Here is a 13484-nt window from a genome sequence, read left to right as displayed (position 1 = left end):
AAACCAAGTAAAATAAGTTAAGACTTGTCTAATGTTTTAATGTCCTTAAAAATAACTATATAATTAGTTTCTGGATAAAGAGGTGGTTATAAGTGCCGTGGGCCGGACTTGAACCAGCGACATCCAGATCTTCAGTCTGGCGTTCTCCCAACTGAACTACCACGGCATAGTGGGCCGGACGAGATTCGAACTCGTGATCACCTCCGTGTCAGGGAGGTATCATACCCCTAGACCACCGGCCCATGTTCCTTCTAAACTATGGAAGTAGTCATATATAACCTTTTCCATTCTGGGTTGGGGATTCTGGAATAAAAGCCTCCTTACAGGCATGGGGTGGCAGCATGAGCCTGAAACGCCCAGTGAAATTCCATCAGCATGATAATGTTTAAAAATCAGGGGTTTCAGGAGTTTCGCAATGAAGTTTTCAGTTAATATATACCATAAATATATTTCTAATACTTCATACATACTATTCTTGGAAAGTTTTTAGTGAATCTGATAACTTAAATAATAACTGAATGTGAAACCATCATGGGATTGATGGTTTTACACAGATACACAAGGTTCATTGATAGGGTGGGGGCATTGGTTAATAGGACTCTTACTTTTACAGAGAAGATACAGTCATACCGGGACATGAGGACCCGGCTGGCTATTGTAGCATTACTCACAGCCCTCTGTGTTGCTTTAACGGTCTATTTCCATATGTTTCTTGGGGTTGAAATTGTATTCACACACATCTTTTACATACCAATAGTCCTTGCAGCCCTCTGGTTTGAGAGGAAGTCATTTCTTGTAACAGCATTACTTGGCACGGTACTTATTGTAACAAACACCATGGCATCTCTTTCAGGTTTCTATGAGGACCTGCTGAGGGTTTCCGTGATGCTCTTTGTTAACCTCATTACAGTATTCCTGGCAGAGTCCATCGAAGAATCAGAGGAGGTTATCCGTGAGACCGAGGAGAAATACAGGACAATAGTGGAGACAGCAAGGGATGCAATAATAACCGCTGACGAGAGGGGAAGGGTGGTTTCATGGAACCATGGGGCTGAGAAGATCTTTGGGTACACTGCAGATGAGATGAAGGGAAAACACATCAATAAAATAATCTCAGAGCAAAACCGGGACATGCACAACTTTCAGGATATAAATAGTGACGTTTCTCTGATGATCACGGATGTGGAGGCCGTCAGAAAGGATGGAAAAGGAGTCCCTGTGGATATATCTGTCACAGGATGGCATTACATGGGGGAAAACTTTGTAACAGCGGTTATAAGGGACATTTCAGAGAGGAAAAAGGCTGAAGAGGCATTGAGGGAGAGTGAAAAGAAATTCAGGGCGGTTTTCAATGGTGTTGAGGATATAATAACCATCGTTGAGTTAAGGGATGATGGGCTGCCAGGTAACTACATTGAGGTGAACAGGACCGCTGTGGAGAAACTGGGCTACTCAAGGGATGAACTCCTCAACATGACCCCCATGGACCTTGGACCCACGAAGGAGGAGATCTCAGATAATATGAGGAAACTCCTTGAAAGGAAGGCCGCAAGGTTTGAGAGAACCTACATATCAAAGGACGGTCGCAGGATCCCGGTTGAGGTGAACTCCCGCCTTATTGAAATTGGCGGTAAAAATGTAGTTGTATCGGTTTCAAGGGACATAACTCATAGACTTGAGAACGAAAGGAAACTGAGGGAGAGTGAGGAAAAATACAGGTCACTCTTTGATCTTTCACCCGACTACATAATCCTCCTTGATCTGGAGGGTGGTGTGATACTGGATATTAATTCAACCCTCTCAGAGAGACTTGGAATGGCACCTGAGGAACTTCGAGGAACATCCATCTATGACGTTGAATTCATCGCTGATGATGTGAAGCATAAATTCAGATCAAAGCTTGAAATAATCAAAGATGAGGGGAATATTGAACCCTATGAGGTTGTCCTTAATGACCCTCTTGGGAGGAAGTACACCGTAAGGATATACAATAAGCTTGTACATGCTGAGGGGAGGGACTGTGCCCTGGTGGTCCTCCATGACATCTCAGACCTCAAGAGGACACAGAGGATGCTTGAAAAGTCCCTTGAGGAGAAGGAACTCCTCCTCAAGGAGATACACCACCGGGTCAAGAACAACCTGATGATAATTTCAAGCCTCCTCAGCCTCCAGTCAAGGAAGGCCAAGGATGAAGAGACCCTGGACCTCTTCAGGGAGAGTGAAAACAGGGCAAGGTCCATGGCCCTGATCCATGAAAGGCTTTACCGTTCAGAGGATCTCAAAAACATTGATATGGGTGAATACGTAAGGACACTCGCATCTGAGGTCTTCAGAAGCTACTCTGCAGATTCCAGGATAAGGCTGAATATGGATGTGGATGAACTGAAAGTTGACGTGGAGACCGCCATACCCGTTGGCCTCATCGTCAATGAACTTTTAACAAATGCTGTGAAGCATGCCTTCCCTCATGGCGAAGGCACTGTATCTGTATCGGTTAAAAGAAGCAATAACCACGTTCTGATTGAGGTTAGTGATGATGGAGTCGGATTTCCACAAGATCTTGACTGGGAGAGCAGTCCATCCCTTGGCCTCCAGCTTGTAAGGAATCTCACCGACCAGATTGATGGGACTGCAGAGATGATTTCAGAGGGGGGGTACAACATTCAGGATAACCTTCACAGAGAAGGGCGTTATTGATGAAAAATAGAAGTAAGGTGATAGAAAATTATTCTATCTTTCTGAACTCCTTCTTGGGGGCCCCGCAGATGGCGCACCTTTCGGGTGCCTCACCCTCAACGGTGTTACCGCACCAGTTGCAGACGTAGTAGTCCACCTCAACGTTCTTTCCAAGGTTATCGAGGGCATTCTGGTAGAGTTCAGCGTGGATCTTCTCAACCTTATTTGCAACGTCAAAGCTCCAGCGCGCCTGTTCTTCACCCTCTGCCTCTGCTTCCTCTATGAATCCAGGGTACATCTCCTTGAATTCCGCGGTTTCTCCGGCTATTGCCTCCCTTAGGTTCTTCTCTGTGCTATTGACGGCCCCCATGGCCTCAAGGTGGTTCATTGCGTGGACTGTCTCTGCCGCGGCTGCGGCACGAAAGAGCTTTGCAACCTGGTGGTACCCTTCCTCATCAGCCTTCCTTGCGAATGCAAGGTACTTTCTGTTTGCCTGTGACTCCCCGGCAAATGCTTCCTTAAGGTTATCCATTGTTGACATCAAAAATCACCTCATCTTATTATTATGTTAGTCTGAGCTTATAAAGAAAAAACATGAATCAGTACAGAATCATAACAGCTTAAATCTGGTAGGGGGCACCTTGTCCCTGAAAAAATAAATAGGTAGAATTATCTGGTCTACCTATAACTGTTTAGCGGCCATTTCAATGTCTGTGGCTTTAACAGTTTTTCTGCCGGCGTGTTTTGCAAGTTCAACGGCTTTGCGTGAGATTTCTTCACCCATGTCTTCGAGAGCCTTTGCTAAAGCCTCTTTTGCATCATCACTTATTCTCTGGGCACCGGCATTTTTTATTATTCTACCTACTGGTGCGATTGGTAATTCAGCCATAATTTCACCTCCAAATTAAGCTGGTAATCTCTAATATTTAAATTTATTGGTTCTGCCGGGTTAATGGACCACATAGGGCCCATGGGGGTAAATGGATATGGATTTCACCAAAACCAAAAATTTTAAACTTGGAGAACCAGATACTAAATCGCATGTTTGGCACCATGGACATCAAAACCCGCACAGAAAAAATACTTGAAAAAGCAATGGATGAGCCAATCAACAATGAGGAGGCCCTCTACTTAATGAATGTGAGGGGAAGGGACCTCCAGGCCCTTTTAATAGCCGCGGACACTGTCAGGGAGTCCGAGGCGGGTGATAGGGTAACCTACATTGAGAACTGGAACATCAACTTCACCAATATATGCTCGGGACAGTGCGGGTTCTGTGCCTTTAAGAGGGATGATCTGGATGGGGACGCATATTACCTTGAAACTGAAAGGATCCTTGAAATTGCCCGCAAGGCCGTGGAAAACGGTGCCCGTGAACTCTGCATACAGGGAGGCCTCTACCCGGGCCTTGACACCTACTTCTATGAGGATCTTGTGAGGACCATAAAATCAGAGCTACCCCATGTGCACCTCCACTCATTCTCCCCAATGGAGGTTTACTATGGTGCTCGTAATGCGGAGCTATCCATTGAGGAGGCCCTGAGGATACTTAAAAGGGCGGGTCTTGGTTCAATGCCCGGCACGGCGGCAGAGATACTCAATGATGATATAAGGGCTGTTATCTGCCCTACAAAGCTGAGTACCGGGGAGTGGGTTGAGGTTATAGAGACAGCACACAGGGTTGGGATACCAACAACCTGCACCATGATGTACGGTCACATCGATGGACCCGAGCACAGGGTTGAACACATGGACATACTGCGGCAGATTCAGGAGAGAACAGGGGGATTCACCGAGTTTGTCCCATTACCATTCATGCATCCAAGGGCCCCCATATACCGTGAGGGAAAGGCGGCTGCAGGCGCAACCGGTGCAGATGACCTCAAGGTCTACGCGGTTTCAAGGCTGATGTTCAGGGGCCTTATCAGGAACATACAGGCCTCATGGGTTAAACTGGGCTTTAAGTTTGCACAGGTTGCCCTCATGTCAGGGGCCAACGACCTTGGGGGTACACTGGGTGAGGAGAACATATCAAGGTCTGCTGGCGCCTCACATGGCGTTAGAACGGAACCTGAAGAAATAATAAGGGTTGTGAAGGATCTGGGAAGGATTCCAGCAAGCAGGGATACGCTTTACAGGGAAATAGAGGATGTTTAGCGTTTCCGGTCGCTGATTTTTTGTTAGTCCATTCTTTCTATTATTATCCTGTCGCCCTCATCAACACTGAAGAAAAGGTCAAGGTTTCTGGTCACCCTCCCTATATGATTCACCGGGGAGTAGGGCTGTGTTGACCCGAAGAATATGCAGAGGGCGTACCCGGGCGGCCAGTAGGATATATCCCCTGGACTGGCGGTATCAGAGGGGTTCTCATAGTCAAGGGTGACTGGTATGTCAAAGTAGACCTCCTCCATCCATAGAAGGGCCCTGCCCTCAAGTGGAAGGCTCTCATAGATTTTCTTTGCAGATTCAGGGTTTCTCTCATCAAGTTCGGCCTCAGCGTAACCCTTACCCTCCACGGTTATCCTTATCCTCATGTCAGATCACCCTTCTGAGAATGCTTCCGAGGATCAGGAACCTCTCTTCTCATATTACCTCCACCCCTCCATGATCTGGACCCCGGTTGATGTTCCAATCCTGTCTGCACCGGCCTCTATCATTGCAAGGGCTGTTTCAGCATCCCTTATACCGCCGGCTGCCTTAACACCCATCTCATCACCCACAGTCTCACGCATGAGTTTCACGTCCTCCACTGTGGCACCTGAAAGCCCACCATAGGCTGTAGATGTTTTAACAAATGCGGCACCAGCATCCTTACTTATGAGGCATGCCTCCACCTTCTCCTCGTCTGTGAGGTAGGCTGTCTCCAGTATAACCTTGACAGGGACGCCTGCGGCATCAACGACTCCACTTATATCCTCATAGACAAGTTCCTTCAGCCCTGACTTCATGGCCCCTATGTTCATTACCATGTCAACCTCTTCTGCACCGTTATCCACGGCCTCTGATGCCTCGAAGGCCTTAACCGCAGGCGTGTTAACACCTGCTGGAAATCCTATAACAGAGCAGACCATGACATCACTGTCCCTGAGGAGTTCAGATGCCAGCCTGACGTTGGTTGGGGTGACAACCGCGCACCTGAACCCATACTCAATGGCCTCCCTGCAAAGTTTCTCGATATCAGCAACAGTTGCATCTGCCCTTACATTTGTATGGTCTATGAGTGATGCAAGTTCCTCTGCTGTTTCAACCTTCATTTTAATCCTCCTGAAGTTCTTTTGACATGTAGGGGCCCTCCCTTCTGTAGCCAAATTTGCTGTAGTATTCACGGGCCCCTATCCCGCTTGTGACCATAATTTTCTCCATCCCCCCCTCGTATGCTATTGCCTCCGCACGGCTTAGTAGCTCCTCACCGTAGCCCCTGTGCTGTCCAATGGTATCGCGACGCTCACCTATGGGTATCATTGAACCGTAGACATGGAGTTCCCTCACAAGGGCGGTCTTATCATCTATTTCAGGGCGGTGGGCATTTTCTGATGGGAACCTTAGCCTCAGGAATCCGATGAGGACATCATTTTCAGGGTCCTCGGCTGAGATGAAGAACTCCCTGCCGCCTGTGGCATCGTACTCCTCAACCATCACTGTAACTGCATCTTCATCAACACTTACACCCCTGCGGCTCATATGGCCCACCTCACGGCACCTTATGCACCTGCAGCGGACACCCTCCTCCTCAAGGCGCCTGTAGACCAGTTCACCCAGGTTGGACTTTCTGACACCATCAACTATAAGCTGGGAGGGTATATCCCTCTGTATCCTCATGGTCCTCACCCAGGGGGGCATCATCTTCTTTATCTCGACGATTAGATCAACGGCCTCCTCTGTGGAGTATGGTTTATAGAGGCCATTCTCCCAGAGGCTGTAGAGTTCGCTGCCCCTGGTAACAAGGCAGGGGTATATCTTCAGCATGTCAGGTCTGAAGGATGGGTCCTGGAATATCCTCCTGAATATCCGGAGGTCCCGGTCAAAGTCTGAGAAGAGGCCGGGCATGAGGTGCATCGCAACCTTTATCCCCGAGTCCCTGAGTATCCTGTTGGATTCTATAACGTCCCCTATGCTGTGGCCCCTCCGGATGCGCTGGTAGATGTAGTTGTAGATGGTCTGGACACCCAGCTCAACCCTTGTAACCCCAAGGTTGAGCATTCTGTCAACGTCCTCCTCCCGGCAGTAGTCGGGCCTTGTCTCAAATGTCATCCCAACGCAACGAACCGGCGATGTCTCGTTGAACCGCTGGGCATCATCCACCTTCACATAACCTGGTGATTGGGCATATCCACCTTGACACCACTCAGCCTGGCTCCAAAGTCCACCATGGCCTCAAGGCAACTGGATATGAACCATTCCTGGTAGCAGAGGCTGTGGGACGGGAAGGTGCCCCCCATGACTATGAGTTCCACCTTGTCAACAGGGTGGCCTATGCTGTGGAGCTGCTCAAGGCGATTGTAGACCTGCCTGTAGGGGTGGAAATCGTACATTCTGGCCCTCAGGGCGGCTGGTTCCTCTCCTGTGTAGCTGGGGGGTGCCTTTTCACTTTCAGGGCAGTACAGGCACCTTCCATGGGGGCATTCATGGGGGTGGCACATGACTGCCACAACGGCAACACCTGATATTGTCCTGGTGGGTTTTTTCCTGAGGAGATTTTCGATCAATTTCTTTTCTTCTGGAGCAGCATGTTCAAGGATTTCTGAGTTACTCATGAATTTTTCAAGTCCAAAGTCACGGCAAACCCTGTGTTTAGCCCTTTCAAGGTCCTTCCTTGTTTTTATTTGACCTGATATTATATCATCGATTATCCGGCGACAAGCTTCCCTCATTATATTCACCGTAAAGGTTCACTGTAGATATGTTTTCATTCGATTCAGCGTCCTTAATATGCATTTTTCATTCAATTCCCTTTCTCATAAGATTCAGCGTCCTTATTATATCTGTCCTTGAAATTATACCCTTCAGTTTACCGTCACCCATCACAGGGAGCCTTCCAAGCTGGTGGCGGTTCATTTTTTCAAGGACAGAGGTGAGTTCCTCGTCCTCTGCGGCAGTCACAACCTCCGCGGTCATCACATCCCCCACCATCACATCTCTGGCAGCCTCTGATATGTCATGGAACGTCACTATTCCTGCGAGCTCATCCCCATCAGTTACAGGGTAACCCATGTGCTTCTTTCTGAACATGACATCAAGGGCCTCCCCCACTGTCATATCGGGTCTGAGTGTTACAGGATCTGGGGTCATCACATCCCCCACCGTCACGCCCTCAAGAAGCGAGGATATTAGGGTTGACTGGTACTCCTGCTCCGCACCTATGTAGATGAAGAGTCCTATCAGTATCAGGAAGAGGTTATAGAAGAGGCCCGTGACAGCCATCATTGCGGCGATGGTCTTACCAAGGTTCGCCGCTATCCTGGTTGCCCTCAGGTAACTCACACGTTCAGCGAGTATGGCCCTCAGTATCCTCCCACCATCCATTGGAAAGGCAGGTATAAGATTGAAGAGTGCCAGGACCAGATTCACGGCCAGAAAATCCCCAAAGAATGGTCTGAAGGGTCCTGGGAGGTTCAGCATGAGGGGTACCGCTGTTAACATGGCCATTATGATGTTGGTGAGGGGCCCGGCGATGGATATGAGGAACTCCTGCCTTGGAACTTTTGGTATCTCCTCCATCCTTGAAACCCCGCCTATGGGAAGGAGAAGTATGCTCCTTATCTTCACACCGAACCTGAGGGCGACATAGGAGTGGGCCAGTTCATGTATCACCACCACCACGAAGACGAGGGTTATGAGCACAGCAAGGTTGAGTGATAGGAAACCCAGGTAGGTGAGGAGGTATATGAATACCATCAGAATGAGGAATGAGATGTCGAGTTCAACGGGTATTCCAAGAACCCGGAATATCTTCACAGCAGCCATGCTATTATATTGGAGTGCTATGAATAAATCATTTTTTATACCATGAGGTACATAAATTTTAGTGGTGTTAAAATGAAGGTAACGGAGTTCCTGGGTCGTAAGGTGCTGGATAAGAATGCGATGGAGATAGGGAAGGTCTCTGACCTTGAACTGGACCCTGAGAAGGGTGTTGTGAATTCCATCATAATATCCAAGGGGGAGCTGTCCCTTAAACAGAGGACATTCATTGTTGGCATGGACAACGTGAGCAGGGTTGGAGACTATGTGATACTTAAAATAGCCGCTGATGAGGCGGAAGAGGCCCCTGAAGATGAGTCAAAGGAAGTTTCACCTGAATGATGGTGGATACAATGGAGGTTAAGGACGTAAACGGGAATGTGCTGACGGTTGGTATGGCTGTCCGTTACACAGGTACCGGAACGACGGGTGAGATCTCAGCCATCAAGGTTGAAGATGGTGATGGTTGGGTCCGCTTTGAAGATTCTGATCTATGGTACAACGCGAATTACCTGGAGGTAATCGACAGATCCCAGCTTAAGAGGGGATCTGGAAAAGGAAGAGAAACAGATACCGTTGAAAAGCTTAAGAGGATGAAAGAGGACTTTGAAGACATTGATATGGGTTCAGAGGTCTGTGACGGAGGTGGATGAACTCCACCAAATCCTTTTTTGGCGAGTTTATATTGAAATTTCTATCTGAATACAAACAGAGTAACTGAAATTCATATATGAATACAAAATTTAAAGGGGGTGAAATTGTGGCTGAGACAAAACTTCCGGGTCTTTTAACACTGATTCTGGGTATTCTTGTGATAATATTTCCGCTGTTTTCAATATTCACACTGAGTGTCCTCACAGGTGTTGCGGTTCTCTTTCTGGCGCTCTGGCTGTTCCTTCTTGGCATGAACGCATGGAAGGTTAGCAGAGGGGCCGGTGTGCTTTATGTTGTGCTGGGAATACTTGGCGTGATACTTGCAGCTGCCCTTGCAGGTAACGTGACACTATTCAGTTTCCTTGCAGCATTCTGGATATACCTCACAGGTATAATCCTAATAATCGCAGGTGTTGCAAGTTTATTCTCCAGGGAGCACAGAGCAGGAATGGTTGCAGGTCTATCAGTGGTGGTTCTGGGAGTCCTTTACATCATTCTGGGAGTATTCGTAAGAAACCCTGTTTTCCTTGCCTGGCTGATTGGTCTTTCACTGGTCATTGATGGTATCGGCCTTCTTCTCTATGAATGACCTCCTGAAACATCAGGGTCCTGCCTGCTCACACAGAAACGGCAGAGGGCGGTGGGGGTGCTGATCTGCCTGTCCTTCACAGGGCAGTAGAAGACGTCACCCACCCTTCTAACCCTCAAGCCTCCTGGGAAGCGGGTTCCAACAGGGTGGACTGGTTCCTCCCTCACAAAGGTTACGTAGATGGTTATTATACGGGCGATCCTCTGGAAACACCTTTCAGGCCGTGACCTGGCACGCCTTAACTGTTCATCAAGGAACCCTATGAATTCAGCCAGTTTTTCGGTATCAACATCTCCAGGGTAGATGTTTTTATCATTCTTTATATCCCTTATCCTGTTGAAGAAGGCCCTGGTGAACCTTTCAATGAACTCCTTCTGCTCCCTTGGTGGCATGTATTTGGCATCTTCCCTCAGGTAAACCGATGCGTCCATCACATCCTTTATATGTACCGACGAGGCCTCCTTTTTAACCATCTCAAGGAGCTCCATTTTTGTCAGTTTCTCTGGAATCTCATCCGCCCGGATCATTGAGGTCCTCCTTTAGGGTTTCACAGGTTTCTCACGATCAGAAGTCATCTCCTGAGTCATGGGGGTCTGCTCTGCAATGCAGATATCACACAGCGCTGATGGATTATCCTTCTGCTTATCCTTCACAGGGCAGTAGTATGTCCCATGTTCCTCTGTAACTGAGTAGCTACCGGGAAAAGGAGTCCCCACAGGGTGGAGGGGTTCTGAAAGGATAAAATTCCTGTAAATAACGGTTAAAACCACAATAAGGGGGCTGGAGGTATCATATAGTCTTTTCAGTGTCCTCAGAAGGCTTTTTCTATCTGCAGTGATATCTCCCACACCACCTTTAAGAGCCAGAACAGCTTCAACAGCAATTCCAGTATAGGTTTTTATATAGGCCTCCCTGTACCCTCTGGGAACGTGGGCACATTCCCTCTCAATGAATTCACGGATCCTTATGATGTCAAATATGCTGATGGACGCTGCACACTCCCTTAAAATGGTTTTAAGACTGGCAGGATCTCTCAGCATATCCTCTAATGGCCTCGGCGAGTTTTTCCCCGATACCATCGATACGTTTGAGTTCATCCTTCCGCACATGTCTGAGGTCCTCCCCAAAGGTTTCAACAATCTTACGGGCCCTGACACGTCCAAGGCCCCTCACACCAACCACCAGTGGAATGATGTCCTCCCTGACTCCATAGTAGAGTCTTGCAGCCAGAACATCAAGTTTCCCTGTGTAACCATAAACGCCCTGGATTTCACAGATCCTCTTGAAGAACTTAACGAGCCTTGATGCCTCGTATGCGGTTCTTCTTGTTGATGCAGCATAGACATTGAAGGCGTTCTCAATCTCATACTCTGTTCTTTCGTTTATCCACTCAATGAGGGCTGCTGCTGTTGCCTCGCTATTACCGGCATCCATGACAAATATTCCATGTTCCATGAGCCTCTCACGTACAGGGTCGCGGCTCTTCCGCCCCTTGAATGGTATGAGTGGAATGTCGGGGGTCCCTGCCAGCTCGTAGATGAGGCGGTAGATGTCGAGTTCATCCATTTCAGATGCGAACTGGTGGAGTTTGACGGCTGTCTCAACAGAGTAACTGGATTTTGCAATCAGAATCCCGAATTCTGTCGCTGATAAGCCACTGGGACCAGGATATATGATCCTGTTCTTGATTAAAAACTCTGTGGCGGTTTCTATTTCGTACTGAATGCTGTCCAGGCCGAATGCATTGCTGAAGGGACCCTCACTCATCTGGTAGCCGTAGAAGGTTTCCCTGAAGAATTCAAGAAGATCTTCAGTTGTGGATGCAAGTCCTGAGGCCACCTGTGCGATTATCTGCCTGTAGAGGGCATCCCGGTTCTCCATTAGCCTCGAGTTGGTCCTCTCCACCTCACCATTCACATAGTACTCCTCGAGTTCCATGGCCTCGTCATGGCTCTTTGCTATGAGGTAGGAGTAGCCGATATCATCATAGAGTGGTCTCCCGGCCCTCCCTGACATCTGCTCATAATCAAATACAGGGATCCTCTGGGGGCCCTGCCCTGTCCACCTGGTGTAGTCCCTTATCACAACGGTCCTTGAGGGAAGGTTCACCCCGTACATGAGGCTGGGAGTTGCTGTGATCATGAGGATGTTGCCCCTCCTGAATTCGTCCTCTATTATTTCCCGCTGCCTGTTGAAGAGGCCTGCATGGTGGAATGCAACCCCTGCCCTGATGCAGTCTGCAAGTTTCAGGCAGGTGGATGTTGGGGGTGAGCCGCTGGCCCTTGGCACGTCAAGTATCCTCTCTGCCACCTCATCGAATCTCTCCAGCAGGTCCCCCGGGATCTTCTTTTTGATCCTATCTGCAAGGTAGGATGCAAGGGATTCTGTGAACCTCCTTGTGGATACGAATGCCAGGGTCTGGCTATCCTCACTGATGGACCTCTCAAGGATCTTCAGGACAACCTGATTCTTGTCCCGGGCCCCGAACATCTCGGTGTCAAGCACCTCCCGGTGCAGGGGTACCGGTCTGTAGTCGTGTTCAACGATTCTTGCACCGAGCCACTCCCCTATTTCATCCATATTTGAGAGGGTAGCTGAGAGGGCCACAATGCGCATTGCGGGATTCAGTTTTCTGGCCCTTGTGATGGCGGATTCTATTACAGGGCCCCTGCTGTACTCCCCGATCATATGGAACTCGTCCACTATGAGAAGGTCAATCTCCCTCAGGGTGTTCCATGAGAATCGGGTGAGGCTATCAAAGGATTCGAAGACCATCACCGCCAGGTCAGAGGTTCGGGGATCCTTACCCACACTTATACCGTGCTTTTCAAGCTCCCTGAACTCCTTTACCTTTTCATTCTGTATTGATATGAGTGGTACGGTGTAGATAACCCGCCCACCGTCCATTATGGCTTGAATGGCAGCCAGAACTCCCAGGAGGGTCTTTCCACTGGCAGTTGGTATGGCTATGATGAAATTTTCATCTGATTCCAGGTAACCTGCCTCAACAGCACTCATCTGGGCGGGGTTCAGGGATTCTATATATGGGTAGCAGTCGGTGATGATCTTCCGCAGCTCAGGGTTCAGAAATTTCATTCAACCACTTCTTCCAGTTCTGCCTTCTCCTTTTTAAGGACCCTGATATTACTGATTGCAGTTTCAGGGTACTGGCCATCCTCGTCCTTCTCAACACTTTTGACCATGTCCCAGATTGTAAGGAGGGCCACAGAAACCCCTGTAAGGGCCTCCATTTCAACACCTGTTTTTCCATCGCACCTCACAGTCACCCTGGCGGTGATCCCGTCAGCCGTAACATCGAATTCAACATCAACCCCTGTTACAGGAAGCGGGTGACAGAGGGGTATGAGGTCCCAGGTCCGTTTAACCGCAGCTATGGCTGCTATCTGGGCCGTTACAAGAACGTTTCCCTTCTCAATCCTTTTTTTCCTGATCAATTTCAGAGTATCCTCTGTGAGTGATATGTGACCTTCAGCGGTCGCCGTCCTTCTGACAACCGCCTTCGAGCCCACATCAACCATACGTACAGATTTTCCATCTGTGTGGGTAAATCCTTTCATGCGAACCACTACCATCAGTTGATAAA

At 48.6% G+C, this 13484-nt stretch carries 15 protein-coding genes, 2 tRNA genes and 1 pseudogene; 5 read left to right on the top strand and 13 right to left on the bottom strand.

Annotated features, from left to right (window positions below; translation table 11 throughout):
* Window positions 1–93: 93 nt before the first annotated feature.
* From MTBMA_RS05960 to MTBMA_RS09005, 3 genes are all read right to left on the bottom strand, one after another.
* Window positions 94–166: transfer RNA gene (locus MTBMA_RS05960), tRNA-Phe, on the bottom strand.
* Between the two features lie 4 nt (window positions 167–170).
* Window positions 171–242 (bottom strand) — tRNA-Val (locus MTBMA_RS05955).
* Window positions 220–468, bottom strand: a complete 249-nt coding sequence (locus MTBMA_RS09005) for a hypothetical protein (RefSeq protein ID WP_013296033.1) — start codon at window positions 466–468, stop codon at window positions 220–222. Before MTBMA_RS09005 ends, MTBMA_RS05955 begins: the two co-directional genes overlap by 23 nt.
* 108 nt (window positions 469–576) lie before the next feature.
* Here MTBMA_RS09005 and MTBMA_RS05950 point away from each other — a divergent pair, with 108 nt between their 5' ends.
* Entirely contained in the window at window positions 577–2697 is a 2121-nt protein-coding gene (locus tag MTBMA_RS05950; protein ID WP_394295876.1) for a PAS domain S-box protein, read from the top strand.
* A gap of 28 nt (window positions 2698–2725) precedes the next feature.
* Here MTBMA_RS05950 and MTBMA_RS05945 read toward each other — a convergent pair whose 3' ends face one another.
* A complete protein-coding gene (locus MTBMA_RS05945; RefSeq protein WP_013296031.1) occupies window positions 2726–3217 on the bottom strand; it encodes a rubrerythrin family protein in 492 nt (163 codons plus the stop codon).
* Window positions 3218–3358: 141 nt separating this feature from the next.
* Window positions 3359–3565: a histone HmtA1 gene (hmtA1, locus tag MTBMA_RS05940; RefSeq protein ID WP_013296030.1), complete on the bottom strand. Its 207-nt coding sequence runs from the start codon at window positions 3563–3565 to the stop codon at window positions 3359–3361.
* Window positions 3566–3717: 152 nt separating this feature from the next.
* On the opposite strand from hmtA1, the gene cofH reads away from it, so the two are divergent.
* Window positions 3718–4833: a 5-amino-6-(D-ribitylamino)uracil--L-tyrosine 4-hydroxyphenyl transferase CofH gene (cofH, locus tag MTBMA_RS05935; RefSeq protein WP_013296029.1), complete on the top strand. Its 1116-nt coding sequence runs from the start codon at window positions 3718–3720 to the stop codon at window positions 4831–4833.
* A 23-nt stretch (window positions 4834–4856) separates the two neighbouring features.
* Here cofH and MTBMA_RS05930 read toward each other — a convergent pair whose 3' ends face one another.
* From MTBMA_RS05930 to MTBMA_RS05915, 4 genes and pseudogenes are all read right to left on the bottom strand, one after another.
* Window positions 4857–5210 (bottom strand): cyclophilin-like fold protein, encoded by a 354-nt coding sequence (locus tag MTBMA_RS05930; protein ID WP_013296028.1) that lies wholly within the window; start codon window positions 5208–5210, stop codon window positions 4857–4859.
* 54 nt (window positions 5211–5264) lie between these two features.
* The gene (gene deoC, locus MTBMA_RS05925) at window positions 5265–5930 is read right to left on the bottom strand and encodes a deoxyribose-phosphate aldolase (RefSeq protein WP_013296027.1); all 666 of its coding nucleotides are present in this window, start codon (window positions 5928–5930) and stop codon (window positions 5265–5267) included.
* 1 nt (window position 5931) lies between these two features.
* Window positions 5932–7547: pseudogene (locus tag MTBMA_RS05920) on the bottom strand (tRNA uridine(34) 5-carboxymethylaminomethyl modification radical SAM/GNAT enzyme Elp3).
* 67 nt (window positions 7548–7614) lie between these two features.
* The gene (locus MTBMA_RS05915; RefSeq protein WP_048901215.1) at window positions 7615–8640 is read right to left on the bottom strand and encodes a CBS domain-containing protein; all 1026 of its coding nucleotides are present in this window, start codon (window positions 8638–8640) and stop codon (window positions 7615–7617) included.
* A 72-nt stretch (window positions 8641–8712) separates the two neighbouring features.
* On the opposite strand from MTBMA_RS05915, the gene MTBMA_RS05910 reads away from it, so the two are divergent.
* The 3 genes from MTBMA_RS05910 (at window position 8713) to MTBMA_RS05900 (ending at window position 9880) form a co-directional block, all read left to right on the top strand.
* Complete coding sequence (locus MTBMA_RS05910) at window positions 8713–8979, top strand: PRC-barrel domain-containing protein (protein ID WP_013296023.1); 267 nt, start codon at window positions 8713–8715, stop codon at window positions 8977–8979.
* A gap of 11 nt (window positions 8980–8990) precedes the next feature.
* Window positions 8991–9290, top strand: coding sequence for a DUF2098 domain-containing protein (locus tag MTBMA_RS05905; protein WP_013296022.1), 300 nt, complete (start codon window positions 8991–8993; stop codon window positions 9288–9290).
* A 107-nt stretch (window positions 9291–9397) separates the two neighbouring features.
* On the top strand, window positions 9398–9880 hold the full coding sequence (locus tag MTBMA_RS05900) for a DUF308 domain-containing protein (protein WP_013296021.1): 483 nt from the start codon (window positions 9398–9400) through the stop codon (window positions 9878–9880).
* Here MTBMA_RS05900 and MTBMA_RS05895 read toward each other — a convergent pair.
* From MTBMA_RS05895 to moaC, 4 genes are read right to left on the bottom strand one after another with little or no spacing between them, the layout of a single operon-like run.
* On the bottom strand, window positions 9871–10407 hold the full coding sequence (locus MTBMA_RS05895; protein WP_013296020.1) for a DUF2115 domain-containing protein: 537 nt from the start codon (window positions 10405–10407) through the stop codon (window positions 9871–9873). The two genes, MTBMA_RS05900 and MTBMA_RS05895, sit on opposite strands and share 10 nt — an antisense overlap.
* A 12-nt stretch (window positions 10408–10419) precedes the next feature.
* Window positions 10420–10920 (bottom strand): DUF2115 domain-containing protein, encoded by a 501-nt coding sequence (locus MTBMA_RS08820; protein WP_013296019.1) that lies wholly within the window; start codon window positions 10918–10920, stop codon window positions 10420–10422.
* Window positions 10895–12976 (bottom strand): DEAD/DEAH box helicase, encoded by a 2082-nt coding sequence (locus tag MTBMA_RS05885; RefSeq protein ID WP_013296018.1) that lies wholly within the window; start codon window positions 12974–12976, stop codon window positions 10895–10897. Before MTBMA_RS05885 ends, MTBMA_RS08820 begins: the two co-directional genes overlap by 26 nt.
* Window positions 12973–13458: a cyclic pyranopterin monophosphate synthase MoaC gene (moaC, locus tag MTBMA_RS05880; protein WP_013296017.1), complete on the bottom strand. Its 486-nt coding sequence runs from the start codon at window positions 13456–13458 to the stop codon at window positions 12973–12975. The genes MTBMA_RS05885 and moaC overlap by 4 nt, the downstream gene beginning before the upstream one ends.
* Between the last annotated feature and the right edge of the window lie 26 nt (window positions 13459–13484).

Source organism: Methanothermobacter marburgensis str. Marburg (assembly GCF_000145295.1).
GTDB lineage: Archaea > Methanobacteriota > Methanobacteria > Methanobacteriales > Methanothermobacteraceae > Methanothermobacter > Methanothermobacter marburgensis.
The sequence above is the reverse complement of the archived record's forward strand: the minus strand, read 5'-3'. Positions and strand labels throughout refer to the sequence as shown.

What these genes read in the sequence shown, in the direction of transcription:
- MTBMA_RS09005 (WP_013296033.1), bottom strand. Translation starts at nt 468, where the DNA reads ATGTATGAAGTATTAGAAATATATTTATGGTATATATTAACTGAAAAC.
- MTBMA_RS05945 (WP_013296031.1), bottom strand. Translation starts at nt 3,217, where the DNA reads ATGTCAACAATGGATAACCTTAAGGAAGCATTTGCCGGGGAGTCACAG.
- hmtA1 (WP_013296030.1), bottom strand. Translation starts at nt 3,565, where the DNA reads ATGGCTGAATTACCAATCGCACCAGTAGGTAGAATAATAAAAAATGCC.
- cofH (WP_013296029.1), top strand. Translation starts at nt 3,718, where the DNA reads ATGTTTGGCACCATGGACATCAAAACCCGCACAGAAAAAATACTTGAA.
- MTBMA_RS05930 (WP_013296028.1), bottom strand. Translation starts at nt 5,210, where the DNA reads ATGAGGATAAGGATAACCGTGGAGGGTAAGGGTTACGCTGAGGCCGAA.
- deoC (WP_013296027.1), bottom strand. Translation starts at nt 5,930, where the DNA reads ATGAAGGTTGAAACAGCAGAGGAACTTGCATCACTCATAGACCATACA.
- MTBMA_RS05915 (WP_048901215.1), bottom strand. Translation starts at nt 8,640, where the DNA reads ATGGCTGCTGTGAAGATATTCCGGGTTCTTGGAATACCCGTTGAACTC.
- MTBMA_RS05910 (WP_013296023.1), top strand. Translation starts at nt 8,713, where the DNA reads ATGAAGGTAACGGAGTTCCTGGGTCGTAAGGTGCTGGATAAGAATGCG.
- MTBMA_RS05905 (WP_013296022.1), top strand. Translation starts at nt 8,991, where the DNA reads ATGGAGGTTAAGGACGTAAACGGGAATGTGCTGACGGTTGGTATGGCT.
- MTBMA_RS05895 (WP_013296020.1), bottom strand. Translation starts at nt 10,407, where the DNA reads ATGATCCGGGCGGATGAGATTCCAGAGAAACTGACAAAAATGGAGCTC.
- MTBMA_RS08820 (WP_013296019.1), bottom strand. Translation starts at nt 10,920, where the DNA reads ATGCTGAGAGATCCTGCCAGTCTTAAAACCATTTTAAGGGAGTGTGCA.
- MTBMA_RS05885 (WP_013296018.1), bottom strand. Translation starts at nt 12,976, where the DNA reads ATGAAATTTCTGAACCCTGAGCTGCGGAAGATCATCACCGACTGCTAC.
- moaC (WP_013296017.1), bottom strand. Translation starts at nt 13,458, where the DNA reads ATGAAAGGATTTACCCACACAGATGGAAAATCTGTACGTATGGTTGAT.